The organism is Ruegeria sp. CK1 (assembly GCF_056536545.1).
The window spans coordinates 290,725-316,967 of sequence record NZ_JBQFPX010000001.1; the positions used below are offsets into that span (position 1 = coordinate 290,725).

Here is a 26,243-nt window from a genome sequence, read left to right on the forward strand (position 1 = left end):
GGTTTGGCCGTGTTCATCGGCGGACAATACGCGCTCGTATAACAGTCGTTCTGAGTAGAACCAGTATGTTAACGCTCGCAAACGCCGCCCTCTGACAGGATTTCTTTATACACGCTGCGTTGCAGCATCAATGTTTGAGATCGCAGATGGTATATTTTGTAGGTTTGAAATACCCAATTGCCCCATATTGGCGAGCATGTCTTGACGCAGGATGTCGATGACATGTGCCGGTCCTTTTTTCCCTAACGCCGCCAAACCATAGAGAAATCCGCGCCCCAGCATGACAAAATCCGCGCCAAGTGCCAGCGCTCGGATAATGTCAAGACCGCCTGCTACGCCGCTGTCGAAGATAAGAGGTAGGTCAGTGGCCGCGCGTATGGCTGGAAGCACGGAAATGCTGGATGGGGCACCATCAAACTGCCGTCCACCGTGATTCGAGACCCAAATCGCGTCAACACCGGCTTGTTGCAACTGCTCGGTGTCTTTAGCGCGCATCACACCTTTTACGATCAATGGTCCATCCCAAGCATCTCGCAACCATTTGACATAGTCCATGTCAGGCGAGGTGCGCAGCAAATAGCCAACATGAGCCGTTGGTGACAGGGCGCTGTGGTCGTCTATGTATTTGTCCAGAGTGCGCATTCGAGGCATCCCACTGCGTGCCATGGTCAAAGCCCAAGTGGGGCGCAGGGCGACCTGAGCCAAAAGGCGTGGGGTCAGTCTGGGAGGATTGGTTAGGCCAGACCGTACTTGCCGTTCGCGCCGCGAGGCTACTGGGACGTCAACGGTCAGGACAAGTGTCGAAAATCCTGCAGTTTTGGCACGGTTCAGAAGATCAGTGCGGATATCGGGATCTTTTGGCGGATACAGCTGGAACCAAGCGTTTTGCCCCAAATATGGCGCCAAATCCTCAGGGCTTTGACTGGCAACCGTCGAGAGCGTGTAAGGTAAACCCTCCTCCGCGGCGGCTTGGGCTAACAGCCTTTCAGCATTCGGCCAGATCAGCCCGGACATTCCAATCGGGGCAACGCCAAAGGGTAGGGGAAAGTCCTGACCCAAAAACTGAGTACGTAGGTTAAACTCTATCGGTCCGTGCAGGATCGATGGCAAGAACCCAACGTTGTCCAATCCGATCCGGTTGCGGTGCAGCGTATTTTCGGCACCTGTGCCGCTGTCTAGGTATTCCCAGACGAAATGCGGAACTCTGTGCCGCGCGCGGTGCTTGAGATCGGCCAAGCCGGGGTAAGAGCTGTGCAGGTCCATACGAATTGATCCGACCTGATGGATGATTCTGCAAGGTTTTCAGGCTGCTGAGATGGGTCGTGTACGTTTCCGGGGCTGTTCAATCCCATCTTTGTTTGCAGCAGTGGCCGAAGCCGTACCTTTGGCAACCTGCACTTGATTGCGCCCTTTGTCCTTGGCGATATACAGCGCGTCATCCGCCGCGCGCATCAAGTCCTGCGGCATGGTTCCGTGCATCGGATAGTGTGCAACACCCACGGAAATCGTGATACGGGGAAGAGATTTTTCGCCGTATCGCACAGTCACGGCTTCGACCGCCTGACGCAATTGTTCTGCGCGCCTCATTGCATCGTCTGGGGTGTTGTCTGGTAAGATCAGCATGAACTCCTCTCCACCGATCCGGCAGGCGACCTCATCTCGATCGCAACCTTGCTCAAGCGCGGAACCGACTGCGCGCAGAACCATATCTCCAGCATCATGACCGTGCGTGTCGTTGAACTTCTTGAAATGATCCACGTCTACCGCGATTAGACTGAGCGGGGTACCAGTCTGCTGGCTGCGGCTTATGGATTTGCGTAGCGTTTCCGTCATGTGGCGACGATTGAACAATCCGGTTAGCGGATCACGGACCGACTGGTCGTGCAGCTGGTCGCGCATGCGTACATTGGCAATCGCCATACTGATCTGTTCTGCGCAGAGCTGGGCCAGCTTCTTGCTGGTATGAAACGCTTCGTAACTACCCTCATGGGCCCGGAGATGCAGCAGACCAACCGTTTCCCCGTGCGCCAGAATCGGAAAACAGAAATAGGGTCGCCCATCGTGCGGTTCGGCATGTTCGCAAACAAAGTCGATCTCGGACGCACCGTATTCATAAGTCCGTCCTCGGCGCAGACCCCAACACCCCTCGGGGTGGATGTGCGCCTTATGGCTGCCGCCGTTCCAACTGGCACAGCCATCCAACACATCGCGCGAGTTGGAATAGACGTATACGCTACCTTCGGCCTCGGGCAGAATATAGGTCATAAAGCGTGAGACCATGTCGAACAGCTCATCCAAGGATCGGCTGGATTGAAGCCATTCGTTCAATTCGCCCAACAAGCGAACCTCACGCGCCAAACGCAGTTGGTCGTCCATCAACTCACGTTCCTTGGTTGCACGAGCGCGAAGGCTGCGCACCTGCCTTCGGTTGGTTCGGAAAATCACAAACGTAACCACGGTCAACGCCAGCAGAGCTACGCCGCTCAGCGCGGCCAAGGACAGCCGGACCCGATTGATGAACAGGTTTCGAACCATTGTGATGTCCGAGTAAAACTCGATCGCGCCCAGAAACTGACCCTCTTGAATGACTGGTGTAAAGATTTCAGCTACATGGCGGGTTTGTGGGCCAGTGACTTCAAGAAATTCCCCGTCGAAATCGCGTACCTCAGTCAGCGGTTTCTCTTCATGTTTGTAAAAGATATTGCCCCTGCCAAGGACGTCTTCGAAATATGCTTTGGTATTGACCGAACCAATTTCAGTGGGGCGCGTCGACCAAAGCACCCTGCCGTCAGCGTCAAAGAGTTTGAAGCGGTAAATGTCCGACGCGGCTGGCAGCAATTCCAGAAATTCCGTGTCATGTCCGCTCAGCCTGCCTGTGCGGAATGTGCTTTCAACGTTTTCGAGATGCGAAACCACCTGCCGATTCATTTGCGTTGAAGCGTGCCGCAGGTCGGATTCCAACATCTTGTCGACCACAGGTGCGGGAATCGCGTAAATGCCCCAGCCAGACAGGGCCGTTAGTGCCCCGATGGTAAGAATAGTAACCACCAGTTTCAGGCGGGACATCGTGCCCGTGCCGCTATTTCTTCTCATACTCCACGCTCCCACAGCTTTGGCTTCAGCATCAGAAGCAAGATTTGACAGGGGGTTAACAAAGGTAAATTACGGCCTGAGAATATCTGTCGAATTGATTAGATCGGGTGTGAGGCCCCTGAAAATTTTACGCGAACAAGCCGTGAACAAACTCTTTCCCTTGGCGCATATCCGGCGTAGTTTGGGGGTATGAGCAGTTTCGACGAAATGGACGCCTTTGAAGGCGCATCGCTGTCCGCGCGGGCTATGGCCACGCGCCCTACGCCTTATTTGGATGAGTTGAACCCAGCGCAACGCGAGGCGGTCGAACGATTGGACGGTCCAGTTCTGATGCTAGCCGGGGCTGGAACAGGGAAAACCAAGGCTCTGACCGCCCGGATCGCGCATCTGCTCAGCACTGGGCGCGCTCGCCCGAACGAGATTCTGTCCGTCACTTTTACGAATAAAGCGGCGCGCGAGATGAAAGAGCGGGTGGGTCGCTTGTTGGGGCAACCGGCCGAAGGGATGCCTTGGCTTGGAACTTTTCACTCGATTTGTGTCAAGCTGCTGCGTCGCCATGCGGAGCTCGTCGATCTGAAATCGAACTTCACGATTCTGGACACGGACGACCAGCTAAGGCTGCTGAAGCAATTGATTCAGGCCGCCAATATTGACGACAAACGCTGGCCCGCAAGAATGCTGGCCGGAATCATTGATGACTGGAAAAACCGAGCGCTTACGCCTGACAAGGTACCTGCGGCAGATGCCGGTGCCTATAACAACAAGGGCATTGAGCTTTATGCGCAGTACCAGACCCGTCTGCGCGAACTGAACGCAGTAGATTTCGGTGACCTGCTTCTGCATATGGTCACAATTTTCCAGACTCATCAGGACGTGCTGGAGCAGTACCAGCGGTGGTTCCGCTACATTTTGGTGGACGAATACCAAGATACCAACGTCGCCCAATACCTCTGGCTACGGTTGCTGGCCGGGGCACATAAGAACATCTGCTGTGTAGGGGATGATGACCAGTCGATCTATGGGTGGCGAGGGGCCGAGGTCGGCAACATCCTGCGGTTCGAAAAGGATTTCCCCGGAGCGTTCGTAGTTAGGCTAGAGCAGAACTACCGCTCCACGATGCATATTCTCGAAGCATCTTCAGGTGTTATTCGCGGGAACGCGGAACGGTTAGGAAAAGAACTTTGGACCAATGCGGAGAAGGACGGATGGAAGGTTCGCCTAATTGGCCATTGGGATGGTGACGAGGAAGCACGATGGGTAGGCGAGAAGATTGACGATCATATTTGCGGTAGATCGGTAGAGGCTAAGAACCGGTTTAATCCACGGTTGCAAAGCTTTGGGCAGGAACTGGACAGGCGTGCTAAGGCGGGCTTGGGGCCGATTGATCAGCACTCCTACATAAAAAATGCCTTTGAAACGGGTGAAGTCTACACGGACCTAAAGACCCAGAACCTAGTGCTGAATCTGCTTGAGGGGGATCCCGGAGCTGCCAATATGCTTCAATCGGTGGCGGCCAGCAGAGTGAACAAGTTCAGTCTCGATGAAATCGCGATTCTGGTCCGTGCCTCGCATCAAATGCGCGCGTTTGAGGATCGGTTCCTGACCATTGGCCTACCTTACAAAGTTATCGGTGGCCCGCGATTCTATGAGCGGATGGAGATCCGCGATGCCATGGCCTATTTCCGGCTGGTGGTCAGCCCTGGCGACGATCTGGCGTTCGAGCGGATCGTGAATACGCCCAAGCGCGGTCTTGGCGACAAGGCGCAGCAGACGATTCAGGTTACGGCACGCGAGAACGGTGTGTCGCTGGTGGATGGCGCGCGGATCGCGGTCGATAACGGGTTGATTAAAGGTAAAGGCGGCAAGGCACTGCGCGAGCTGATCGACGGGCTGGCGCGGTGGAACGCGATGACGCGTGGGCCTCGGATCGAGGTCGATGACGAGTCGGTGATTGATGACGGCGCCCCGATGCGGTTCGGTGAACCCGAAACGTCACATATAGAATTGGCGCAGATCATTCTGGACGAATCCGGCTATACCGCCCATTGGCAAAACGAAAAAACACCCGAGGCTCCGGGTCGGTTGGAAAACCTCAAGGAACTGGTCAACCAACTGGACAATTTTGAGAACCTTCAGGGGTTCTTGGAACACGTTAGTCTGGTCATGGATAATGAACAGGAGGGTGATGGGGCCAAGGTCTCAATCATGACTCTGCATGCGGCCAAAGGGCTGGAGTTTCCGGCCGTGTTTCTACCGGGGTGGGAGGATGGGCTGTTCCCCTCGCAGCGGTCTATGGACGAATCCGGGATCAAGGGCCTCGAAGAAGAGCGGCGTTTGGCCTATGTCGGTATTACGCGCGCGGAAGAGGTTTGCACGATTTCGTTTGCCGCCAACAGGCGCGTGTTCGGGCAGTGGCAGAACGCAATGCCGTCGCGGTTTATCGATGAATTGCCTGAGGATCATGTAGAGGTGCTGACGCCTCCCGGTCTTTACGGCGGCGGGCAGCCGACTGCGGGCATTGAAACCCGCGCGGCAGAGGCGAATGTCTACAATTCACCCGGCTGGAAACGGATGCAAGCGCGTCAGGGGCAATACGGAACGTCCCAGCCCCGCGAAAGCCGCAATACGGTGATCGATGCGACCGCCGTAGCCAGTTTCACGCTAGGTGAGCGGGTGTTTCACCAGAAATTCGGCTATGGCGCAGTGGTCGGCATAGAAGGTGACAAGATCGAAGTCGAATTTGACAAGGCGGGCACTAAAAAGGTGGTCTCGCGATTCCTGTCCGCAAAGGATGATGTCCCGTTTTAATCAAATAGAATGTGCCTAACGGCACATGTTCGATCTTTTGTTTGGCGCCCGGTTTCGACTGCGGCGCTTTTTTCTTGCGTTGGAAAACAAAAACGGCGGTTCCCAGGGAGGAGGAGGGAACCGCCGTTCTTTTCAACATCAGGGCAGGGAGGAGGAGAGCCCCGATGTATCCGAACCCGGGTTTGACCCCGGTATCTGTAAGTCGCGGCGACACCAGGGAGGAGGAGAGGTGTCGCCGCGCGCTTTCAACATCAAGGCAGGGAGGAGGAGAGCCCTGATGTATCTGTACCCGGGTTTGATCCCGGTATGGGTAAGACGCGGCGACGTCAGGGAGGAGGAGGACGTCGCCGCGCGCTTTCAACACCGGGAAAGGGAGGAGAAGTACCCGGTGTATCCGTGTCCGGCGTTCTGGGCCGGTATAATCTGCGGCGATATCAGGGAGGAGGAGAGATATCGCCGCTGAAATACAGGTCCTAAAGGGAGGAGGAAGGACCTGATCTCGGTATGTCGTTGCGCACTTACTGCGCTGTGTATTCTTCAGCCGCTTGCATCGCGAGGCGACGGATCATCGAGCGGTGCAGGCCCAGATCAGCCAGTTCGCGGTTCGAAAGCTCTGACAGTTCGTTCACCGTCTGGCGGTAGACGCGGTAGCGGACAAAGCGGGTCTTTACAGCCTCGATCAACGAAGCCAATCCAGTTGCCGGTGCACCTTTCAGCGCGATCTGATGTGTTACTGCAGCCATTTGCGTCTCTCGTCTTTTTCGTTGCTGCCGGTTTGTTGCGGCGTTTGCTTGAGAATGAAAATAGGCAAATGCTGCGTGTGCACAATGCCTGGAGACGTCAATGCCGCTATGCAGCAATTGCATAGATATCAACGCGTTGGGAATTTGCGCGCCTAAGCGCCTTAAAAACAAGGTATTTGGATGTATCTTTTCCGATTTGGCGGGCATTCGAAAAACTGAGGCTTGACGGTGATCGGTGTTTCTTTGTGCGATTGGTTCTGAAATTTGTGCGTTTTGAAAATATGGGATCGCATGACATTCAGGTTAGCTGTTCTGGTACGTGGGAAATCATGGGCCCAGAGTGGAAAGCGATCTGTGTGACTATCTGGAATCTTCCAGAAAGGGTGATTCGGAGCGTGGGTTAGCTGTTCTCGTCCTTTTTTTGCAAGATTTGATGGGCTATTTGAAATTTTTTGGGAAACTATGGGACAAAGCGGGCGATGATGTATGCATACTATATGTAGTGTGTGTATTTGCGTTATAGTCTAGTTAAGGTGCAAAGTAAGTGGTTTTGTCTTCTTTTGTCTTTGATTGTGCTACGAGTCTGCAGTCTATTGTGTGAAAATTTCTGTTGATTTCCATGATTTCCCATGGCATCCCTTATTCATCCGATGAGGACGAGGCACATGGGGCACCAAACGACCCCGAACCAATAAAATCAGGTTTCATACAGGCATCTCGCTTTCATCAATCAAGAGATCCGGCGCGCGGGCGAGCAGACATCCCCCCAGGTGGCGCGCGCAGCTGGACATCCCGCAAGGCGGGTCAATGCGGCGGGTTGATCAGTGGCAGCAGATCAACCCGCCGTTTTTCATCCGGGGGACGTGAAATTTAGGTGGGGCGCAAGCGAAAGGGACAGTCGTCTTGGCGCGCAGGTTTAGAGGTGAAAGCCACCACAAGGTGGATACGAAGGGCAGGGTGTCAATCCCGGCCTCATTTCGCCGTGTGCTTGAAGCATCTGACCCAAATTGGCAGCCCGGTGATACCCCGGAACTTGTAATCGTCTATGGCGATCACCGCCGCAAATTCCTGGAATGCTATACCATGCAGGCGATCGAAGAGGTCGATGACAAAATTGATGCGCTGCCGCGTGGCTCGATGCAGCGTAAAATGTTGCAGCGCATGTTCCATGGGCAGTCCTTCCCAACCACCGTTGACGAAACCGGTCGTTTGGTGCTGCCCGCCAAACTGCGCAACAAAATCGGGCTTGAGGGTGAGGCGTTCTTTATTGCTGCCGGCGACACGTTCCAGATCTGGAAACCCGAGACATATGATTCCGAAGAACTGGCTGCGGCCGAAGAATGGCTGGATGAGCAACCTGAGGATTTTGATCCTCTGGTGTTCTTAGATGGCGTCGGGGACGCGTGACGGCATGGCCGGCACCGACAGTCCTTCTGACAAACCTCATATCCCTGTACTACTACGTCCGCTGCTTGCCGCAGTCGCGCCAGTGTCGGGCGTTTGGCTCGATGGTACGTTTGGGGCAGGTGGGTACACCCGTGGTCTTTTGGAGGCCGGGGCCGACAAGGTCATCGGTGTGGATCGTGATCCATTGGCATTCGAAATGGCCTCAGAATGGGCCGGTGAATACGGTGACCGGCTGGTGATGCAGCCCGGCGTGTTCTCGCGCATGGACGAATACGCGCAGGAATTGGACGGTGTCGTTTTGGACCTTGGCGTGTCTTCGATGCAGCTGGATCAGGCCGAGAGAGGCTTTTCCTTCATGAAGGACGGTCCGCTGGATATGCGTATGAGCCAGGAAGGGGAAAGTGCTGCCGATCTGGTCAACACCGCGACCGAGGCGCAACTGGCCGATATCCTGTTTCACTATGGTGAGGAGCGGGCGAGCCGCCGTATTGCAAAAGCCATCGTGAAAGCGCGGGCAGAAGAGCCAATCACCACAACCCTGCGTTTGGTAAAAATCATCGAGTCCTGCCTGCCGCGCCCCAAGCCAGGGCAGTCGCATCCCGCGACGCGCAGTTTTCAGGGGCTGCGGATCGCGGTGAATGCGGAATATGAGGAACTGTTTCAGGGGCTTATGGCTGCCGAACGGGCGTTGAAGCCGGGCGGGCAACTGGCTGTGGTGACCTTTCATTCCATCGAAGACCGGATGGTCAAACGCTTCTTTCAGTCCCGCGCAGGCAAGACCGGGCGCGCAAACCGCTATGCGCCCGAGATGGAACAGGAACTGCCGCAATTCACGCTTAAAACTCGCAAGGCCGTGGGCCCTGACGAGCAAGAATTGCGGGAAAATCCACGTGCGCGATCGGCCAAACTGCGCGTGGCAATACGTACTGAGGCGCCGGCGGGGGAAATTGATGCCCGCGCTATCGGGATGCCGCAACTTGGGGGACGGGCAAAATGAAAAGTGTTTTGTATGTGTTGACCGCTCTGTCCGTGTTCGGGTTGGCGCTGTGGGCTTATCAAGAGAACTACCGCACCCAGCAGGTGGTGAAAGAAACTCAGAATCTGCAGCAAAAGATCGGCATGGCGCAAGTTCGGCTGGCTGTGCTGAACGCGGAATGGGCGTATCTGAACCGCCCGGATCGGTTGCGTGAATTGGCTGATCTGAACTTTGAGCGTCTGGGCCTGTTGCCGCTGCGCGCCGAACAGTTTGGACGCGCCGACCAAATCTCTTATGCCGAGGACCCGGATCTACCGATCGTCGATCCGATCGAGTTGCAATCCATCACCAACATTCAGGCTTTTGGTGAGGTGCAGATTCCATGACTCGCACGCCCCTGCGTCCGCTGGCCCGTGTCCTTGATGCCCGTGCGCGCGGCGAGAACCCAAAGGTGATCGAGCGGGAAAACATCCGTCAGCGCCACGAACACATGAAAGACCGGGCTCGTGCTCGTGCCGAAGGGCGCTTGCTGGTGCTGGGTTTGTTTTTCTTCTGTGCATTTACAGTGGTGGGCGTCCGTATGGGCATGCTGGCGACATCTGAGGCGCAAGAGCCGTTGGCCAGTGCCCCCGGTGCTGCGATTGCGATGCAGCGCGCCAACATAGTCGACCGCGAGGGTCGTATTCTGGCGACCAACCTGGATACTTATTCAGTCTATGCCCAACCGCCTTTGATGATCGACCCTGTGGCCGCTGCTGATCAGCTGGTGGCGATTTTTCCTGATTTGGAAAAAGAGCGTTTGGTCAAAGACTTTACCGGTAACCGCAAGTTCCTGTGGATCAAGAAACGCATCTCGCCTGAACAGAAGCAAGCGGTACACGACATCGGCGATCCCGGCATCCTGTTCGGCCCGCGCGAAATGCGACTGTACCCCAATGGCCGACTGGCTGCGCATATTCTGGGCGGGTCCGGCTTTGGTCGCGAAGGTGTCAGCGCCGCCGAAGTTATCGGAGTCGCGGGTGTTGAAAAGCAATTCGATGACTATCTGCGTGATCCAGCGAACGGCAACAAACCTCTGCAATTGTCGCTGGATTTGACTGTTCAAGCGGCGGTCGAGCAAGTGCTGTATGGTGGCATGAAGATCATGAACGCCAAGGGTGCGTCGGCCGTTCTGATGAACGCGCACACGGGTGAAATTGTCTCGGCTGCATCGCTGCCTTCCTTTGATCCGAATGACCGGCCGCGCCCGCCAACCTCGGGGTTTGATCCGTCAGACAGTCCTCTGTTCAACCGCTATGTGCAGGGCGTGTATGAGCTTGGCTCTGTGTTCAAAATATTTACTGCCGCTCAGGCGGTGCAGCTTGGGCTGGTGAATTCCGAGACGATCATCGACACCTCTGGCCCGATGAAAATCGGCCGCTTTCCGATTGGTGAATTCAACGGCAAGAACTACGGAAAGATCAGCGTAGCTGACGTGATAGTTCACAGCTCGAACCGGGGGACTGGGCGTTTGGCGCTTCAGATCGGTGCAAAGCGGCAGCAGGAATTCTTGAATGCGCTGGGTATGTTCGAACCAACTCCGTTCGAAATTGTCGAAGCTGCAGGCGGCGAACCGCTAAAGCCCAAGAAATGGGGCGAACTCAGCACTGTCACCATTTCCTACGGTCACGGGCTTTCGACCAGCCCCATGCATCTGGCCGCCGGTTATGCCGCGATTGCCAATGGCGGGCACTATGTCAGCCCAACCGTTTTGCGCAAAAATGGGCCACAATACGGTCCTCGGGTGATGTCAGACAATGCGGCGACCCAAGCACAGAAGATGCTGCGCAAAGTGGTAACGGATGGAACGGCCAGCTTCGGCGATGTGTCAGGCTATGACGTCGCCGGGAAAACGGGGACGGCGGACAAACCCAAACCACGCGGCGGCTACTACGATGACAAGGTCATCGCGACATTCGCAACGATCTTTCCGGCGTACGACCCGAAATACGTGTTGATCGTCACATTGGATGAACCGTCTATTGTCGCCTATGGCGAAAAGCGCCGAACGGCGGGCTGGACAGCTGTTCCGGTTACGGCTGAACTGATCGCTCGGATCGCACCGCTGCTGGGCTTGCGTCCACGGCTTGAGCCTGAGGCGGGCGCTGCTATAACCCTGACCGCGAATTAGGCTGTCCGAAAGAGGTGGGCCATGGGCACAAGGACGAAAACACTTAGCCAACTGGCCCTTACAGCGCGAGGTGGCGCGAATCCCAAGATCAACGGTCTGACTGTTGACAGCCGCGAGGTGCGAGACGGCTATCTCTTTGCGGCACTTCCCGGCACCCGCGTTCACGGCGGAGAGTTTATTCAATATGCCCTGCGCATGGGTGCAACGGCTATCTTGACAGACGCCGAAGGGGCCGAAATCGCCGCTACGGAATTGGCTGTATCGGACGCAGCGCTGGTCGTGGTCGAGGACCCGCGCCAAGCGCTCGCCGGTTGCGCCGCATTGTGGTTTGGCGCTCAGCCGCAGACCGTTGTAGCGGTTACCGGAACCAACGGTAAAACCTCTGTCGCGACATTCGTGCGTCAGATTTGGGTCGAGCTGGGCCATGCCGCTGTGAATCTAGGAACCACGGGCGTCGAAGGTGCTTGGACCGCGCCGCTGGCCCACACCACACCAGAACCGATCACCCTGCATCGTTGTCTGGTAGAAGCTGCCGAGAATGGCGTGACCCACGTGGCGATGGAAGCTTCTTCGCACGGGCTTGAACAACGCCGTCTGGACGGAGTGCATCTGACGGCCGCAGGGTTTTCGAATTTCACGCAAGACCATCTGGACTATCACGAAACCTTCGAGGCCTATTTCGCTGCCAAAGCCGGATTGTTCGATCGTGTTCTGCCACAGGACGGTACCGTCGTGGTTAATATGAGTGACCCCAAAGGTGCCGAGGTTCGTAAAATCGCGAAGTCGCGCGGGCAATCGGTTTTGACCGTCGGTTTGGGTGACGCCGACCTGTGCCTGATTAACCAGCGCTTTGATGCGACGGGTCAAGACTTGCGCTTTTCGTGGCAGGGTAAAGTATTCCAGACCCGCTTGAACCTGATCGGTGGGTTTCAGGCCGAGAATATCCTGCTCGCCTGCGGGTTGGTCATCGCTGCGGGCGAAGATCCTGAACGTGTATTCGAAACTCTCCCACATCTGACAACCGTCCGGGGCCGGATGCAGCTAGCCGCGACGCGTGAGAATGGCGCGGCGGTTTTTGTCGACTATGCTCATACGCCGGATGCAGTGGCGACCGCGCTAAAAGCGATGCGACCGCATGTGATGGGGCGCCTGATCGCGATTGTCGGAGCGGGTGGAGATCGGGACGCGACCAAACGTCCTTTGATGGGGAAAGCTGCGGCTGAAAATGCCGACGTTGTTTTTGTCACCGACGACAATCCCCGCAGCGAAGACCCGGCTGCTATACGTGCCGCCGTCCTGCTGGGTGCTCCGGAGGCAACTGAAGTGGGCGACCGGGCCGAAGCCATTCTTCGCGGAATTGATGCCTTGCAGCCAGGTGATGCATTGCTGATCGCAGGTAAAGGGCATGAAACTGGTCAGATTGTAGGTGATCAGGTCCTGCCATTTGACGACGTAGAGCAGGCCAGTATCAGCGTAGCCGCGCTGGATGGGAGGGTGGCATGACGCTCTGGACCGCGGCGGATGCCGCAGCAGCAACCGGTGGGCGTGCAACGACCGATTGGACGGCGAATGGCGTATCGATCGACACAAGAACTCTTCAACCCGGTGATCTGTTCGTTGCGCTAAAGGCCGCGCGGGACGGGCATGATTTTGTCGCGCAGGCGTTGGAAAAGGGTGCGGGCGCGGCTTTGGTGTCGCATATCCCCGAAGGGGTTGCGGAAGACGCACCTTTGTTGATTGTAGATTACGTTCAAACCGGGTTGGAAGCTTTGGGGAAAGCGGGCCGCGCACGCACTGAGGCGCGCGTGGTTGGCGTGACCGGCAGCGTTGGAAAGACGTCAACCAAGGAAATGTTGGCGACCATTCTGGAAAAGCAGGGAAAAACCCACGCCAGCGTGGCAAGCTACAACAATCATTGGGGCGTACCGCTGACATTGGCGCGGATGCCGCAAGACACCGAGTTTGCGGTGATCGAGATAGGTATGAACCACCCCGGAGAGATTGCTCCGCTGGCGCGGCTGGCGCGGCCGCATGTAGCGCTGGTGACGACAGTGGCAGCGGTGCACCTTGAGGCGTTCGACTCGGTCGCAGGTATTGCCCACGAAAAGGCCGCCATCTTCGAAGGGCTGGAAACCGGCGGAGCGGCCATCGTGAACGCCGATATCGAACACGCGGATATCTTACGCCAAACTGCCAAAGACCACGGGGCCGGGATCGTTGATTTCGGCAGCAAGGCTGTCGATTACAATTTGACCGAAGTGAAGCAGGGCGGCGACTCGGTCCAGGCAGGTGCCAGTGTTGGCGATACAACCTTCTCATACGACGTGCAGTCTGCGGGCACTCATTTTGCCATGAATGCACTGGGTGCTTTGGCGGCATGTGTCGAGATGGGTATTGATCTTGACGCGGCCATTGCTGGGTTACGCCAATGGTCGCCGGTCAAAGGGCGGGGCGTGCGAGAGTTGCTGCCGCTGGCGACAGGAGGGCAGATCGAATTACTGGACGACAGCTATAACGCCAATCCCACCTCGATGGAGGCGGCGCTGGATGTACTGGCTGCGTCGCAAGGAACACGTCGGATCGCCTTTCTGGGCGATATGAAAGAGCTGGGCGAACAAGAGATCCCAATGCACGCGGGTATGGCAGATGTCACCGCGATGGCGCAGGTCGATCAAGTCCACTGCATCGGCCCGCTGATGCAGGCATTGCACGAGGCGTTGCCTGAAGAAAAGCGTGGACTGTGGTCTGAGACTAGTGCCGAGATGGCCGAACACCTGCCTGACCTGGTCCGTTCGGGGGACACGGTGCTGGCCAAGGGGTCGCTGAGTATGGCGCTGGCACAGATTGTTGACGGTTTGCGGAAAATGGGGCAAGGGAGCGCGCTTGACCCATGATCGCCGCGTTAGAAAGGTTTTGACATGCTCTATTGGTTGACCGCCCTGTCGGACGGAGGGGATTTCTTTAACCTCTTCCGCTATATCACCTTTCGAGCGGGCGGAGCATTTCTGACGGCACTTATCTTCGGCTTTATCTTTGGGAAACCGCTGATCAACGTACTGCGCCGCAAGCAGGGCAAGGGTCAGCCGATCCGGGATGACGGTCCTGAGGGGCATTTTTCAAAAGCCGGAACGCCGACGATGGGCGGGTTACTGATTGTAGGTGCGCTCGTAACGTCAACCTTGATTTGGGCAAGGTGGGACAACCCTTATGTCTGGATGGTGCTGTTTGTGACGTTGGCCTATGCCGCGATCGGCTTTGCTGATGATTATGCCAAAGTGTCCAAGCAAAACACCAAGGGTGTTTCGGGTAGGATGCGGCTTGCATTGGGCGTCATTATTGCAGTGCTGGCATCGCTTTGGGCCACACTGCACCACCCGGAAGCTTTGCAAAACCAACTGGCTGTGCCGGTTTTCAAGGATACACTGGTCAATTTGGGTGTTTTCTATATTCCCTTTTCGATTGTCGTGATCGTTGGTGCTGCAAACGCGGTCAATTTGACAGACGGGTTGGATGGGTTGGCAATCATGCCGGCAATGATCGCGGCTACGACGCTTGGAATCATCGCTTATGCTGTGGGTCGGGTCGACTTTACCGAGTATTTGGACGTGCACTATGTGCCGGGAACCGGAGAAATCTTGATCTTTACTGCTGCGCTGTTCGGGGGTGGTTTAGGTTTCTTATGGTATAACGCGCCTCCGGCTGCGGTGTTTATGGGTGATACCGGGTCACTGGCATTGGGCGGAGCGTTGGGAGCAATTGCGGTGGCGACCAAGCACGAGCTTGTGTTGGCCGTTGTTGGTGGTTTGTTCGTGGTCGAGGCGCTGAGCGTGATCATTCAGGTTCTCTATTTCAAACGCACCGGGCGTCGCGTGTTTCTGATGGCGCCGATCCATCACCATTATGAGAAAAAAGGCTGGGCTGAACCTACTATCGTGATCCGGTTCTGGATCATATCGCTAATCCTGGCGATGATTGGTCTGGCCACTTTGAAAGTCCGGTAACTCTCCCGCCAGGTTCGGCGGACCTGTGGTCCGTCTGCCACCTGTTGGGCCCGGCTCGCGCTGAAGCGCGAGCCTTTTGTCGCCCTTGCGTTCGTGGATTTCTTCTGCGCAGTGTGGCGGCTAATTAGACGTCAGAAGAAGGTGGGTGGCATGATCCCGGTCAAAGGGTTTTCAGGACAGAAAGTAGCGGTTCTGGGCCTTGGTCGGTCGGGCTTGACGACGGCCCGTGCTTTGCGGGCGGGTAACGCCGAGCCGCTGTGCTGGGACGATAACCCTGCCGCGCGGGAAAAGGCCGAAGCCGAAGGATTCATCTGTACAGATTTGCGCCGTCACGGGGCGTTTGAGGAAGTCGCTTCGCTGATCGTGTCTCCGGGTATTCCGCATCTTTATCCCGAACCAAATCCGGTAGTGGCAGCAGCGTTGGACGCAGGTGTGCCAGTCGACAATGATATTGGACTGTTCTTCCGTTCCTTTGCTGGGCCAGAGTGGAGCAACTTCGACACTCCGCCGCGCGTGATTGCCGTGACTGGTTCGAACGGAAAATCGACTACGGCAGCTTTGATCCACCACATCCTTACTGAAGCCGGGCGAAAGGCTCAATTGGCCGGGAACATCGGGCGCGGTGTTTTGGATATAGACCCCGGCGAGGACGGTTCGGTTGTTGTGTTGGAGCTTTCAAGTTATCAGACAGAGCTGGCGCGATCCCTGACGCCGGATGTGGCAGTATTCACCAACCTCTCGCCTGATCATTTGGACCGGCATGGCGGTATGGGTGGGTATTTCGCTGCTAAACGCCGACTGTTTGCCGAAGGTGGGCCGGATCGTGCCGTGATTGGTGTGGATGAGAGCGAAGGTTTATTTCTAGCCGGGCAATTGGCCGAAGGACCTGCGGATGATCGGGTAATACGTGTTTCAGTAGCGCGCAAACTGACCGGGCCAGGCTGGCAGGTCTTTGCGCGCAAAGGTTTCCTGGCAGAGTATCGCAAGGGGCGTCAGGCCGGTTCCATTGACCTGCGCGAGATCAAGGGCCTGCCCGGCGCGCATAATCACCAGAATGCGTGCGCCGCCTATGCAGCTTGTCGGGCGTTAGGACTGGCGCCGCGTGTGATCGAAGATGCTTTGCAAAGTTATCCCGGCCTGCCGCACCGGAGCCAGATCATCGCAGAAGCGAATGGTGTTACCTACGTGAACGACTCGAAGGCTACCAATGTAGACAGCGCGGCAAAGGCGCTGAACGCGTTTAAAAAGATTAGGTGGATATGTGGTGGGCTTGAAAAAGAGGGCGGGTTGGCTGCGTTGAACGGCGCGACCGATCAGGTAATCAAAGCTTATGTCATCGGGCGCGAGGCGGCTGGCTTTGCGATGCAGCTTGAGGCAGAGGCCCAAGTTTGCACCACAATGGCAGAGGCCGTTTTGCATGCGGTTGGGGACGCACAGCCAGGTGAAACTGTGTTGCTTGCGCCAGCTGCCGCTAGTTTTGATCAATATGACAATTTCGAACAGCGTGGTGAGGATTTCATCAATCATGTTCGCGAACAGCTCGCGGAATAGGCATTTGCAATAGACCGCCGGTTGGGCCAAGCTGAAAAGCTATCAGCTTGACGCGCCATGATTATTGGTTTTGCCTGCCAGCAAATTCAACACGAGGTAATGAATATGCCATTTCGTAAGTTTTCTCTGATTCTGCCCGCCATTTTGGTAGCAGGTGCCTGCACAAACACCGGGGCCAATTACCAGCCGATCGTCGACGGCCCTGTTGGCCCCAACTACAATGTGGATTTGCAGCAGTGCCAGCAGTTGGCCGCATCGCAGGCCAGCGTTGATGGCACCACTGCCGGAAACGCGGCTATTGGTGCCGTTGGTGCCGCCGCCGTGACTGGTATTGTTCAAGACAGCAGTGATAATCTGGGTCGCGCTGCTGTGGCGGGTGCCCTCGTCGGTGCTGGTGCGGACGTGATCAACAAGAACCAGAACAAGGAAGTTCTGGTGCGTAACTGCATGCGCGGGCGTGGCTACAACGTCGTAGGCTAAGGGGCTGCGATTGCGATTCCGGCGGCGTAACCAGAGGACCACGCCCACTGGAAATTGTAGCCACCCAACCAGCCGGTGACATCCACCGCTTCACCAATTGCATAGAGGCCGGGGACATCCCTGGCCTCCATTGTTTTTGACGATAAACTGTCGGTATCGATCCCGCCAAGCGTAACTTCGGCTGTGCGATATCCTTCGGTGCCCGAAGGGGTCAGTCGCCATTCAGCCAAGGACGAAGTCAAAGCATTCAAAGCTGCGTCGGACTGGTCGGCCAAATTGCCCTGCATCGGGATGTATTGGCTGAGATATTCCACCAATCGCGTGGGAAGGTGGCGCGCCAACTCTGTTGTCAGCGCCTTGCGTCCCCCACTTTTTCTCTGATCACGTAGCAAATCGAACAGAGGTAAGTTCGGGATCAGATTGACCAGGATCGCTTCGCCCTCGCACCAGTACGACGACAGTTGCAGCACCGACGGTCCGCTGAGGCCGCGATGAGTGAACAGCAGCGCTTCGTCAAAGCTTATGCGGTCGTTAGACAGGCGTGCAGGCAAGGAAACACCAGACAGGTCCTTGAATTTCGCGTCCGAGAAGGTGAACGGTACCAACGCGGCGCGGGTTTCAGTTATGCGAAGCCCGTACTGCTGGGCTATTTCATAGGCTAATCCAGTCGCGCCCATCTTGGGAATCGACTTGCCGCCCGTTGCAAGAACCAGATTGGAGCATTTCAGGCTCAGGCGCTGGCCCTCTCGATCAACGTCCAACGCGAACCCAGCTTCGGTTTTGCGCAGGTCTTTAACCTCGGTTCTAACCCACAGCTCGGCCGCGACGCGCTCCATCTCAGCCAATAAAAGCTGAATGATTTGCTTCGAGGACCCGTCACAAAACAGCTGACCCAGAGTTTTCTCATGCCACGCGATGCCGTGGCGTCCGACCAGATCGATAAAATCCCATTGCGTATAGCGCGCTAACGCGGATTTACAGAAATGCGGGTTCTGCGACAGGAAATTGCCCGGTCCTGCATACATGTTGGTGAAATTGCAGCGCCCACCACCCGAGATGCGGATTTTCTCACCCGGAGCTTTCGCGTGGTCGAGCACCAAAACGCGTCCACCGCAATGGGCGGCGCACATCATGCCTGCCGCACCAGCTCCAAGAATGATTGTGTCAAATGTCATGAGGTGCGCATGGCGCGAATTTGCAAAGATAGCAAGAGGAGGTGAAATTCAGAACCCCGAGGTCAGTGCAATGTAAGAGCGTATAATGTGGTAATCTTGTGCTGCCAACGAACCTCAATTTAGCCCATGAAAGGGAGGGTGGTTCGATGATCATGCGAATTTTCCAAGTTACCGTGCGGCCCGGCAAAGAAGCGGAATTCTCGAAGTTCTTCCATGAAACTGCGATACCATTGATGCAAAACACGGATGGTATTGTTCAGGTTCTGCCGGGTGCTTCGCGTGCCGACACGCCGCGAGAGTTTAGTTTCGTAATGGTTTGGAGCAGCTTAGACGCACTGAAGGCCTTTGTAGGTGATGATTATAAAAGCCCTCATATTGACCCGGCCGAGGCTGAATTGGTCGAATCCAGAACCATCAAACACTACGATCTTGTCGATTAGTTGATCCGAAGGATTAGAAAGCAGGGTGCCAAATTCAGCCTGTTGTTCCAAAGGGCCAATTTCCGCGAACGCCCTGTCATTCTGCTAGCCGAAACACCAAAATCCCTGTAGACTCTCAATCAGATCCCGAAAACGGGACGTGAACGAGGCAGAGAGTGGCGGTATCTCATGACTGAGATGGTGTATGGCGCGGTCCAGGACCAGCGCGGAGAACCGATTCTACCGAAGTGGTGGCGCACGATTGATCGCTGGACCATGTCCTGTGTGCTGATCCTTTTTGTCATCGGGCTGTTGTTGGGGCTGGCCTCCTCCCCGCCACTGGCTGGACGCAACGGGTTTGATCCGTTCCATTACGTCGAGCGTCAGGCGCTGTTCGGCGGCTTGGCGCTGATTGCGATGCTGCTGACTTCGATGATGTCGCCGACATTGGTGCGCCGTCTGGCAGTATTGGGCTTTCTTGGTGCTTTCGTGGCATTGGCCTTTTTGCCGGTATTTGGCACCGACTTTGGAAAAGGCGCAGTACGCTGGTACTCGCTTGGGTTTGCGTCATTGCAACCATCCGAGTTTTTGAAACCGGGTTTCGTCGTCGTTGCGGCTTGGTTGCTGGCGGCTTCGCAAGAGATCAATGGCCCTCCGGGTCGGTTGTGGTCCTTTGCGCTGTGTATGGCCATTGTTGCTATGCTTGTGTTGCAACCTGATTTTGGTCAGGCCTGTCTGATCCTCTTTGGTTGGGGTGTCATGTATTTCGTTGCAGGTGCGCCGATGTTGTTGCTGGTTGGAATGGCCGGCGCGGTTGTGCTTGGGGGCATGCTGGCCTACTCAAACTCGGAACACTTTGCCCGCCGGATCGATGGCTTTCTAAATCAGGAAGTCGATCCGACCACTCAGATCGGCTATGCCACCAATGCAATCCGTGAGGGCGGGCTGTTCGGAGTTGGCGTCGGTGAGGGGCAGGTAAAGTGGTCGCTGCCCGATGCGCACACTGATTTCATAATCGCAGTTGCAGCCGAGGAATACGGCTTGATCTTGGTGCTGATTATCATCGCGCTCTATTCGATTATCGTCGTGCGTTCGCTGCTGCGCCTGATGCGAGAGCGTGACATGTTTATCCGCCTGGCGGGCACTGGTTTGGCCTGCATGTTCGGCGTTCAGGCGATGATCAACATGGGTGTTGCAGTGCGTCTGCTGCCCGCCAAGGGTATGACGTTGCCCTTTGTCAGCTATGGCGGCTCGTCCCTGATTGCGGGTGGCATTGCTGTTGGCATGTTGCTGGCCTTTACTCGAACCCGCCCACAGGGCGAGCTGGGCGATCTTCTGCGCGGACGAAGTTAATGAGCAAACCCTACCTTCTTATTGCGGCTGGCGGCACCGGGGGTCATATGTTTCCGGCGCAGGCGCTGGCCGAGGCTATGCTGCAAAAGGGCTGGCGTGTGCGCTTGTCCACGGATACGCGCGGTGCCCGCTACACTGGTGGCTTTCCGCATTCGACTGAGATTGTTGAGGCCTCCTCAGCCACATTCGCGCGCGGAGGTCTGGCGGCCAAAGTGATGGTCGGGCCTAAGATTGCAGGCGGTGTCACCAGCATGGTGATGCAGATGATGCGCGATCGTCCCGATGTGGTTGTGGGCTTTGGCGGCTACCCGTCGATCCCGGCGCTGGGCGCGGCGACAATGCTGAAAATCCCACGCATGATCCATGAACAGAACGGCATTCTGGGCCGGGTGAACCAACTGTTTGCGACCCGAGTGTCTCAGGTGGCCTGCGGTATCTGGCCTACGGACTTGCCCGAAGGGGCAAAGGGCATTCATACGGGTAATCCGGTTCGTGCCGCCGTTTTGGAGCGCGCTGCGGCTGGCTATATCCCTCCCGGCGATTATCCGATGTCGATCCTTGTAATGGGCGGCAGTCAGGGCGCGCGCATTCTCAGTGACATGGTGCCTGGCGCTATAGCGGCTTTGCCTGACACTCTGCGCACTCATATTCGCGTTGCCCATCAGGCACGCGATGAAGATGGCGAGCGTGTCACAGAGTTCTACGCTGATCACGGTATTCGGGCCGAGGTCAAACCGTTCTTTCAGGACGTGCCCCGCCGCATGTCCGACGCGCAATTGGTCATCTCGCGCTCGGGGGCGTCCAGTGTTGCCGATATCTCGGTTATAGGACGGCCTTCGATCCTGATCCCCTTTGCCGCCGCCGCCGGAGATCACCAGACCGCCAACGCACGCGGGTTGGTGCAGGCAGGTGGAGCGATCATGATTCCCGAACGCGCCCTTGACGTTTCTTCACTGACCGAGCAAGTCACCGCAGTTCTGACCAACCCCGAAGCCGCGCAAAAGATGGCCCATGCCGCCCTCTCGACCGGTGCCCCGGACGCTACCGAGCGTCTGGTCGCCCTTGTTGAGCAACTGGCGCAAAAGGAGACCGCATGAATCCTGCAACCAAACTCCCGCAAGACGTAGGGCCGATCCATTTTGTAGGGATTGGCGGTATCGGTATGTCTGGTATCGCCGAGGTTTTGTTGAACCTGGGCTACCGTGTGCAGGGGTCGGACCTGAAGGCATCCAAGATCACTGATCGCCTGGCAAGTTTGGGGGCTGAAATTTTTGTCGGCCAGCTCGCCGAAAACCTTGAAAACGCAGCCGTTGTTGTCGTGTCGACCGCGATCAAGCCGGGCAACCCCGAGTTGGACGAAGCCCGCGCACGCGGCCTGCCCGTTGTCCGCCGCGCCGATATGCTGGCGGAGCTGATGCGCCTCCGCTCTAACATCGCGATTGCCGGTACCCATGGTAAGACCACGACGACCACGATGATGGCCGAGCTGATGGTCGCGGGGGATTTTGACCCGACCGTCGTGAATGGTGGAATCATCCATGCCTATGGCTCAAATGCACGTATGGGGCAGGGCGAATGGATGGTGGTCGAAGCAGACGAATCCGACGGCTCGTTCAATCGCCTACCAGCTACTATTGCCATAGTTACCAATATCGACCCCGAACATATGGAGCACTGGGGCGATTTTGATACCTTGCGGGATGGTTTCTACGAGTTCGTCTCGAATCTGCCATTCTACGGCTTGGCTGTGTGCTGCACCGATCATGCCGAGGTGCAAACGCTGGTGGGTCGCATCACGGACCGCCGAGTGCGCACCTATGGTTTTAACGCGCAAGCGGACGTACGGGCGGTGAACCTGACATACAAAGGCGGCGTCGCGCATTTCGATATTCATTTGCAATACGAAGACACGGTCATTGAAGGCTGCACTCTGCCGATGCCGGGGGACCACAATGTGTCAAACGCCTTGTCTGCAGCTGCTGTGGCGCGCCATCTTGGAATGAAGGCTTCGGAAATCCGGGATGCGCTGGCGAATTTCGGGGGCGTCAACCGGCGTTTCACTAAGGTCGGAGAAGTAGATGGTGTTACTATCATTGACGATTACGGCCACCACCCGGTCGAAATCGCTGCCGTTCTGAAAGCCGCCCGGCAGGCGACCGAAGGTCGCGTGATTGCCGTACACCAGCCGCACCGGTACTCGCGCCTGTCCAACCTGTTCGATGATTTCTGCACCTGTTTCAACGATGCCGATGTTGTCGCCATCGCGGACATCTTCGCCGCCGGAGAAGACCCGATCGATGGTGCGTCCCGCGATGATCTGGTGCAGGGCCTGATCCGTCACGGTCACCGCCACGCCCGTGCTTTGCTGGACGAAAACGATCTGGAACGTCTGGTTCGGGAACAAGCCCGACCCGGTGACATGGTTGTTTGCCTTGGAGCGGGCACCATCAGCGCCTGGGCTAATGGTTTGCCCGAACGGCTGCAGCGCAAACAAGCCGTGTAACGCCATGGACTCCCAATTGATACAACTTTAGAGTGTCACGCTGCAGTCGCAGAAAAAATGGTCTCGGAGGAGCAGTTGGTGAATTCGGTAGTGTTCGCAGCCTTATGGGTCGTGGCCTCGACATTCGTGGCAATGCTGCCAATGCGTTTGCAGTTTCCGCCGGGCGTTGTTTTGTTCGTCTCTGCGCCGGCCTTGATCGTGTGGCTGGGCCATGATTTTGGTTGGTTCTTCTCAGTCCTGGCTTTTGCCGCCTTTGCGTCCATGTTCCGCAAACCCATCCGCTTTTATTGGCGTCGTTGGACCGGACAGGAGGTCGAGCAATGAACTGGTCGATCGCACTTGCCGCCCTGTGGGGTATTGCCGCGAATCTGTTGGCGATGATCCCCAGCAAAGACAATCACTGGACCCGCGCATATGTCCTGATTGCCGTGGGTATTCCAATACTTGGCTATGTGACCCTGCAGAATGGCCCATGGATCGGGTTGCTTGTTCTGGTAATGGGGATGTCGGTGCTGCGTTGGCCGGTGATATACTTGGGGCGGTGGGTGCGCAAATTAATCGGCACTACGTCCTGACCGTTACGGCTTGCCTTGCCAGTATAAATCCGCGATCTAGCCAGCATGACAAATCTTCCGATGCCACGAGGCAAACTTTCTGAAAATCGGTTTTTGAATGACCTCACTTGGCTGCGTGTTGGCGGCCCAGCAGACTATTTGTTCCAACCCGCCGATACCGAAGACCTACAGAATTTCCTGCGAAACCTGCCCACTGAAATTGCGGTCTTCCCTATGGGCGTGGGGTCGAACCTCATTGTTCGGGACGGAGGCTTGAGGGCCGTGGTGATCCGTTTGGGGCGTGGGTTCAATGAAATTTCGGTTGACGGCAATACTGTCACCGCAGGCGCGGCGGCGCTGGACGCTCATGTAGCACGCAAGGCCGCAGATGCAGGAGTCGACCTGACGTTCCTAAGAACGATCCCAGGATCAATTGGAGGCGCGGTGCGGATGAATGCAGGCTGCTATGGCAGTTATACGGCGGACGTTCTACGCAAGGCTACCATTGTCACTCGACAGGGTGAGGTGATCGAAGTGACGCCCCAAGACCTGAATTTCCGTTACCGTCAGTCCGATTTGCCCGAGGGTGCGGTGCTGGTTTCAGCGACATTCGAAGGCCCGTCTGGTGATCCAGAAGAACTGCACGCCCGTATGTCGGCGCAGCTGCAAAAGCGCGATGAAACTCAACCCACCAAAGACCGCAGCGCGGGCTCTACCTTTCGTAACCCGGCCGGATTTTCCTCGACTGGACGTGCTGATGATGTTCACGATCTGAAGGCTTGGAAGGTGATCGACAACGCGGGAATGCGTGGGGCGACACAGGGTGGTGCGCAGATGAGTCCCAAGCACTCGAACTTCCTGATCAACACCGGTGACGCGACCGCCGCAGACCTCGAAGGTCTGGGCGAAGAGGTGCGAAAAAAGGTTTACGAAACAAGCGGCATCACGCTAGAGTGGGAAATCATGCGGGTTGGTGACCCGCTGAAAGAATAAAGCCCTGACCGTCAAACCATAACAGGCAATTTAAGGCGACGGATCAAAGGCATAACGCAGTACGGACCACCACATAAGGTCCGGGGACATTGAGGCGCACATTGGGTATGTCGAGCAGGACAAACCCCAAAGTGGCGGTATTGATGGGCGGCCCCTCGGCGGAACGCGAGGTGTCTCTCAGCTCTGGGCGCGAATGCGCGGCCGCCCTTGTGGGAGAAGGCTTTGAAGTGGTCGAGCTGGACGCAGGTCCCGACCTCTATGCTCGCCTATTGGACATTAATCCCGACGTAGTTTTCAACGCCTTGCATGGCCGCTGGGGCGAAGATGGCTGTGTGCAAGGTCTGCTGGAATGGATGCGAATTCCCTACACGCATTCCGGAGTGCTGGCCTCGGCGCTGGCGATGGACAAGCAGCGCAGCAAAGAAGTTTATCAGGCCGAAGGCCTGCCCGTTGTACCCAGCGTAATCGTTCCAAAGATTGAGGTCGTTGAAGTCCATGTGATGGATCCCCCTTACGTGGCCAAGCCCAACAACGAAGGGTCCAGCGTCGGCATCTATATCGTGCATGAAGGGTCGAACGGACCTCCGCAATTGTCTGACGACATGCCTGAACACGTAATGGTCGAAAAATACGTAGCAGGTCGCGAGTTGACCACGACTGTGGTGGGCGATCGTGCGCTGACTGTAACAGAAATCATGACAGATGGGGGTTGGTACGACTATGACGCCAAGTACAAACCCGGCGGCTCTTGGCATGTGTTACCGGCCGATATCCCGCAAGATATCTTTGATCGCTGCATGGACTATTCGCTAACAGCCCATAATGCGCTGGGGTGCAAAGGGGTGTCTCGCACCGATTTTCGCTGGGATGACGGCATGGGTGCCGATGGCTTGTTCCTGCTTGAAACCAACACCCAGCCCGGTATGACCCCGACTTCGCTGGTGCCCGAACAAGCCGAACACTGTGGTATGAGCTTCGGTCAGCTCTGCGCGTGGATGGTGGAGGACGCCTCATGCGACCGCTAAGAGCCACCCGCGCGCCGGTGATACACCGGTCTAAGCCAATTGCCGGTCCGGACGCTGATTTCGCGTCGGGTGCTCGGCCAGACGCGGAACCCAAGCTTCGTCTGAGCGGGGTTAAGCTGTTCGGGCGCAAATCGCAGCGTTTCGACCCCGCGCCTTCGCGGTTGAGTTACCGAATGCAGCGTTGGATGCTAACGCCGGGTGTGCGCCGCGGGCTGAGAATCGGGTTGCCCGTGTTTGCTATCGTTGCCGCGACCGGCATCTATTTCGGATCAGAAGATCGGCGCGAGGCGGTGGTTGCTTACGTGGCAGACATCAAGACTTCGATCCAGCAGCGACCGGAATTCATGGTCAATCTTATGGCTATTGACGGCGCGGGCACCAACCTGTCCGAAGATATTCGTGAAGTAGTGCCATTGGATTTCCCGATCAGTTCCTGGGATCTGGACGTCGAAAACATTCGCGAAACGATCTCAAGCTTAAACCCGGTTAAATCCGCTACTGTGCGCGTGCGCCCAGGTGGCATTCTTCAAGTGGATGTGGTCGAACGTCAGCCGGTTGTCGTTTGGCGCACCCGCCGCGGGATCGAGTTGCTGGACGAAACTGGCGCACATGTTGAGCGGATTGCGTCTCGTAAGGATCATTCGAACTTACCTCTGATTGCGGGCAGAGGAGCGGATGCGCACGTGACGGAAGCGATTGCTTTGTTGTCTACCGCCCGCAGTTTGGGTTCACGGGTGCGCGGGTTGGTTCGCATTGGCGAACGCCGCTGGGATTTGGTTCTGGATCGCGGACAACGCATCATGCTGCCGACTGAACGTCCGGTTCGCGCGTTGGAGCGGGTGTTGGCGGTGAACGAAGTACAGGATCTTTTGGAGCGCGACGTAGCGGTGGTGGACATGCGCCTTGGTCAGCGACCAACCATTAGAATGACCAAAGCCGCCAGCGAAGACTGGTGGAATACAAAAGTGACAGTGGGCAGCGGGCAGTAGCGA

Annotated in this window: 24 protein-coding genes; 20 read left to right on the plus strand and 4 right to left on the minus strand. The window is 56.7% G+C overall.

Annotated features, from left to right (window positions below):
• Nucleotides 1–105 precede the first annotated feature (105 nt).
• Together ACR0L3_RS01480 and ACR0L3_RS01485 are read right to left on the minus strand one after the other, a co-directional pair.
• Nucleotides 106–1,263 (minus strand): alpha-hydroxy acid oxidase, encoded by a 1,158-nt coding sequence (locus ACR0L3_RS01480; protein ID WP_480743071.1) that lies wholly within the window; start codon nucleotides 1,261–1,263, stop codon nucleotides 106–108.
• Nucleotides 1,264–1,302: 39 nt separating this feature from the next.
• Entirely contained in the window at nucleotides 1,303–3,093 is a 1,791-nt protein-coding gene (locus tag ACR0L3_RS01485) for a sensor domain-containing diguanylate cyclase (RefSeq protein ID WP_480743073.1), read from the minus strand.
• 189 nt (nucleotides 3,094–3,282) lie between these two features.
• Between ACR0L3_RS01485 and ACR0L3_RS01490 the strand changes: the two genes are divergently transcribed.
• Entirely contained in the window at nucleotides 3,283–5,901 is a 2,619-nt protein-coding gene (locus ACR0L3_RS01490) for an ATP-dependent helicase (protein WP_480743074.1), read from the plus strand.
• A 25-nt stretch (nucleotides 5,902–5,926) separates the two neighbouring features.
• A complete protein-coding gene (locus ACR0L3_RS01495; protein WP_480743075.1) occupies nucleotides 5,927–6,364 on the plus strand; it encodes a hypothetical protein in 438 nt (145 codons plus the stop codon).
• 55 nt (nucleotides 6,365–6,419) lie between these two features.
• Here ACR0L3_RS01495 and ACR0L3_RS01500 read toward each other — a convergent pair whose 3' ends face one another.
• The gene (locus ACR0L3_RS01500; protein ID WP_480743076.1) at nucleotides 6,420–6,644 is read right to left on the minus strand and encodes a DUF1127 domain-containing protein; all 225 of its coding nucleotides are present in this window, start codon (nucleotides 6,642–6,644) and stop codon (nucleotides 6,420–6,422) included.
• 903 nt (nucleotides 6,645–7,547) lie between these two features.
• On the opposite strand from ACR0L3_RS01500, the gene mraZ reads away from it, so the two are divergent.
• From mraZ to ACR0L3_RS01545, 9 genes are all read left to right on the plus strand, one after another.
• The gene (gene mraZ / locus ACR0L3_RS01505; RefSeq protein WP_480743078.1) at nucleotides 7,548–8,051 is read left to right on the plus strand and encodes a division/cell wall cluster transcriptional repressor MraZ; all 504 of its coding nucleotides are present in this window, start codon (nucleotides 7,548–7,550) and stop codon (nucleotides 8,049–8,051) included.
• 4 nt (nucleotides 8,052–8,055) lie between these two features.
• Nucleotides 8,056–9,048, plus strand: a complete 993-nt coding sequence (rsmH, locus tag ACR0L3_RS01510; RefSeq protein WP_480744642.1) for a 16S rRNA (cytosine(1402)-N(4))-methyltransferase RsmH — start codon at nucleotides 8,056–8,058, stop codon at nucleotides 9,046–9,048.
• Nucleotides 9,045–9,413, plus strand: a complete 369-nt coding sequence (ftsL, locus tag ACR0L3_RS01515) for a cell division protein FtsL (RefSeq protein WP_480743080.1) — start codon at nucleotides 9,045–9,047, stop codon at nucleotides 9,411–9,413. Before rsmH ends, ftsL begins: the two co-directional genes overlap by 4 nt.
• Nucleotides 9,410–11,197, plus strand: a complete 1,788-nt coding sequence (locus ACR0L3_RS01520; protein WP_480743081.1) for a peptidoglycan D,D-transpeptidase FtsI family protein — start codon at nucleotides 9,410–9,412, stop codon at nucleotides 11,195–11,197. The genes ftsL and ACR0L3_RS01520 overlap by 4 nt, the downstream gene beginning before the upstream one ends.
• 21 nt (nucleotides 11,198–11,218) lie before the next feature.
• Nucleotides 11,219–12,700 carry a UDP-N-acetylmuramoyl-L-alanyl-D-glutamate--2,6-diaminopimelate ligase gene (locus ACR0L3_RS01525; protein ID WP_480743083.1) on the plus strand — a complete coding sequence of 494 codons (1,482 nt, stop codon included), beginning with the start codon at nucleotides 11,219–11,221 and terminating at the stop codon, nucleotides 12,698–12,700.
• Nucleotides 12,697–14,091, plus strand: coding sequence for a UDP-N-acetylmuramoyl-tripeptide--D-alanyl-D-alanine ligase (locus ACR0L3_RS01530; RefSeq protein WP_480743084.1), 1,395 nt, complete (start codon nucleotides 12,697–12,699; stop codon nucleotides 14,089–14,091). The genes ACR0L3_RS01525 and ACR0L3_RS01530 overlap by 4 nt, the downstream gene beginning before the upstream one ends.
• A gap of 24 nt (nucleotides 14,092–14,115) precedes the next feature.
• Nucleotides 14,116–15,198, plus strand: coding sequence for a phospho-N-acetylmuramoyl-pentapeptide-transferase (mraY, locus tag ACR0L3_RS01535; protein WP_480743086.1), 1,083 nt, complete (start codon nucleotides 14,116–14,118; stop codon nucleotides 15,196–15,198).
• Between the two features lie 150 nt (nucleotides 15,199–15,348).
• Complete coding sequence (gene murD, locus ACR0L3_RS01540) at nucleotides 15,349–16,749, plus strand: UDP-N-acetylmuramoyl-L-alanine--D-glutamate ligase (RefSeq protein WP_480743088.1); 1,401 nt, start codon at nucleotides 15,349–15,351, stop codon at nucleotides 16,747–16,749.
• 105 nt (nucleotides 16,750–16,854) lie between these two features.
• A complete protein-coding gene (locus tag ACR0L3_RS01545) occupies nucleotides 16,855–17,229 on the plus strand; it encodes a glycine zipper family protein (RefSeq protein ID WP_480743090.1) in 375 nt (124 codons plus the stop codon).
• Here the strand turns inward: ACR0L3_RS01545 and ACR0L3_RS01550 are convergent.
• A complete protein-coding gene (locus ACR0L3_RS01550; protein WP_480743092.1) occupies nucleotides 17,226–18,404 on the minus strand; it encodes a BaiN/RdsA family NAD(P)/FAD-dependent oxidoreductase in 1,179 nt (392 codons plus the stop codon). The two genes, ACR0L3_RS01545 and ACR0L3_RS01550, sit on opposite strands and share 4 nt — an antisense overlap.
• Before the next feature lie 146 nt (nucleotides 18,405–18,550).
• Here ACR0L3_RS01550 and ACR0L3_RS01555 point away from each other — a divergent pair, with 146 nt between their 5' ends.
• The 9 genes from ACR0L3_RS01555 (at nucleotide 18,551) to ACR0L3_RS01595 (ending at nucleotide 26,240) form a co-directional block, all read left to right on the plus strand.
• Nucleotides 18,551–18,844, plus strand: coding sequence for a putative quinol monooxygenase (locus ACR0L3_RS01555; RefSeq protein WP_480743094.1), 294 nt, complete (start codon nucleotides 18,551–18,553; stop codon nucleotides 18,842–18,844).
• 168 nt (nucleotides 18,845–19,012) lie between these two features.
• Nucleotides 19,013–20,176, plus strand: coding sequence for a putative lipid II flippase FtsW (ftsW, locus tag ACR0L3_RS01560; RefSeq protein ID WP_480743096.1), 1,164 nt, complete (start codon nucleotides 19,013–19,015; stop codon nucleotides 20,174–20,176).
• Nucleotides 20,176–21,273: a UDP-N-acetylglucosamine--N-acetylmuramyl-(pentapeptide) pyrophosphoryl-undecaprenol N-acetylglucosamine transferase gene (locus ACR0L3_RS01565; protein ID WP_480743097.1), complete on the plus strand. Its 1,098-nt coding sequence runs from the start codon at nucleotides 20,176–20,178 to the stop codon at nucleotides 21,271–21,273. Before ftsW ends, ACR0L3_RS01565 begins: the two co-directional genes overlap by 1 nt.
• Nucleotides 21,270–22,679 carry a UDP-N-acetylmuramate--L-alanine ligase gene (murC, locus tag ACR0L3_RS01570; RefSeq protein ID WP_480743099.1) on the plus strand — a complete coding sequence of 470 codons (1,410 nt, stop codon included), beginning with the start codon at nucleotides 21,270–21,272 and terminating at the stop codon, nucleotides 22,677–22,679. The genes ACR0L3_RS01565 and murC overlap by 4 nt, the downstream gene beginning before the upstream one ends.
• A 78-nt stretch (nucleotides 22,680–22,757) precedes the next feature.
• On the plus strand, nucleotides 22,758–23,003 hold the full coding sequence (locus ACR0L3_RS01575; RefSeq protein ID WP_480743100.1) for a DUF2484 family protein: 246 nt from the start codon (nucleotides 22,758–22,760) through the stop codon (nucleotides 23,001–23,003).
• Nucleotides 23,000–23,254, plus strand: a complete 255-nt coding sequence (locus ACR0L3_RS01580; protein WP_480743101.1) for a DUF2484 family protein — start codon at nucleotides 23,000–23,002, stop codon at nucleotides 23,252–23,254. The genes ACR0L3_RS01575 and ACR0L3_RS01580 overlap by 4 nt, the downstream gene beginning before the upstream one ends.
• Before the next feature lie 45 nt (nucleotides 23,255–23,299).
• Nucleotides 23,300–24,226 carry a UDP-N-acetylmuramate dehydrogenase gene (murB, locus tag ACR0L3_RS01585; protein WP_480743103.1) on the plus strand — a complete coding sequence of 309 codons (927 nt, stop codon included), beginning with the start codon at nucleotides 23,300–23,302 and terminating at the stop codon, nucleotides 24,224–24,226.
• A 107-nt stretch (nucleotides 24,227–24,333) separates the two neighbouring features.
• Entirely contained in the window at nucleotides 24,334–25,251 is a 918-nt protein-coding gene (locus ACR0L3_RS01590) for a D-alanine--D-alanine ligase (RefSeq protein ID WP_480743104.1), read from the plus strand.
• Nucleotides 25,239–26,240 (plus strand): cell division protein FtsQ/DivIB, encoded by a 1,002-nt coding sequence (locus ACR0L3_RS01595; protein WP_480743106.1) that lies wholly within the window; start codon nucleotides 25,239–25,241, stop codon nucleotides 26,238–26,240. The genes ACR0L3_RS01590 and ACR0L3_RS01595 overlap by 13 nt, the downstream gene beginning before the upstream one ends.
• Nucleotides 26,241–26,243 lie beyond the last annotated feature (3 nt).

Coding starts and splice junctions, on each gene's coding strand:
- ACR0L3_RS01495 (WP_480743075.1), top strand. CDS start 5,927: ATGTTCGATCTTTTGTTTGGCGCCCGGTTTCGACTGCGGCGCTTTTTT.
- mraY (WP_480743086.1), top strand. CDS start 14,116: ATGCTCTATTGGTTGACCGCCCTGTCGGACGGAGGGGATTTCTTTAAC.
- ACR0L3_RS01545 (WP_480743090.1), top strand. CDS start 16,855: ATGCCATTTCGTAAGTTTTCTCTGATTCTGCCCGCCATTTTGGTAGCA.
- ftsL (WP_480743080.1), top strand. CDS start 9,045: ATGAAAAGTGTTTTGTATGTGTTGACCGCTCTGTCCGTGTTCGGGTTG.
- ACR0L3_RS01480 (WP_480743071.1), bottom strand. CDS start 1,263: ATGGACCTGCACAGCTCTTACCCCGGCTTGGCCGATCTCAAGCACCGC.
- ACR0L3_RS01485 (WP_480743073.1), bottom strand. CDS start 3,093: ATGAGAAGAAATAGCGGCACGGGCACGATGTCCCGCCTGAAACTGGTG.
- rsmH (WP_480744642.1), top strand. CDS start 8,056: ATGGCCGGCACCGACAGTCCTTCTGACAAACCTCATATCCCTGTACTA.
- ACR0L3_RS01525 (WP_480743083.1), top strand. CDS start 11,219: ATGGGCACAAGGACGAAAACACTTAGCCAACTGGCCCTTACAGCGCGA.
- ACR0L3_RS01520 (WP_480743081.1), top strand. CDS start 9,410: ATGACTCGCACGCCCCTGCGTCCGCTGGCCCGTGTCCTTGATGCCCGT.
- ACR0L3_RS01530 (WP_480743084.1), top strand. CDS start 12,697: ATGACGCTCTGGACCGCGGCGGATGCCGCAGCAGCAACCGGTGGGCGT.
- ACR0L3_RS01565 (WP_480743097.1), top strand. CDS start 20,176: ATGAGCAAACCCTACCTTCTTATTGCGGCTGGCGGCACCGGGGGTCAT.
- ftsW (WP_480743096.1), top strand. CDS start 19,013: ATGACTGAGATGGTGTATGGCGCGGTCCAGGACCAGCGCGGAGAACCG.
- ACR0L3_RS01555 (WP_480743094.1), top strand. CDS start 18,551: ATGATCATGCGAATTTTCCAAGTTACCGTGCGGCCCGGCAAAGAAGCG.
- ACR0L3_RS01580 (WP_480743101.1), top strand. CDS start 23,000: ATGAACTGGTCGATCGCACTTGCCGCCCTGTGGGGTATTGCCGCGAAT.
- murC (WP_480743099.1), top strand. CDS start 21,270: ATGAATCCTGCAACCAAACTCCCGCAAGACGTAGGGCCGATCCATTTT.
- ACR0L3_RS01590 (WP_480743104.1), top strand. CDS start 24,334: ATGTCGAGCAGGACAAACCCCAAAGTGGCGGTATTGATGGGCGGCCCC.
- ACR0L3_RS01550 (WP_480743092.1), bottom strand. CDS start 18,404: ATGACATTTGACACAATCATTCTTGGAGCTGGTGCGGCAGGCATGATG.
- murB (WP_480743103.1), top strand. CDS start 23,300: ATGACAAATCTTCCGATGCCACGAGGCAAACTTTCTGAAAATCGGTTT.
- murD (WP_480743088.1), top strand. CDS start 15,349: ATGATCCCGGTCAAAGGGTTTTCAGGACAGAAAGTAGCGGTTCTGGGC.
- ACR0L3_RS01500 (WP_480743076.1), bottom strand. CDS start 6,644: ATGGCTGCAGTAACACATCAGATCGCGCTGAAAGGTGCACCGGCAACT.
- ACR0L3_RS01595 (WP_480743106.1), top strand. CDS start 25,239: ATGCGACCGCTAAGAGCCACCCGCGCGCCGGTGATACACCGGTCTAAG.
- ACR0L3_RS01490 (WP_480743074.1), top strand. CDS start 3,283: ATGAGCAGTTTCGACGAAATGGACGCCTTTGAAGGCGCATCGCTGTCC.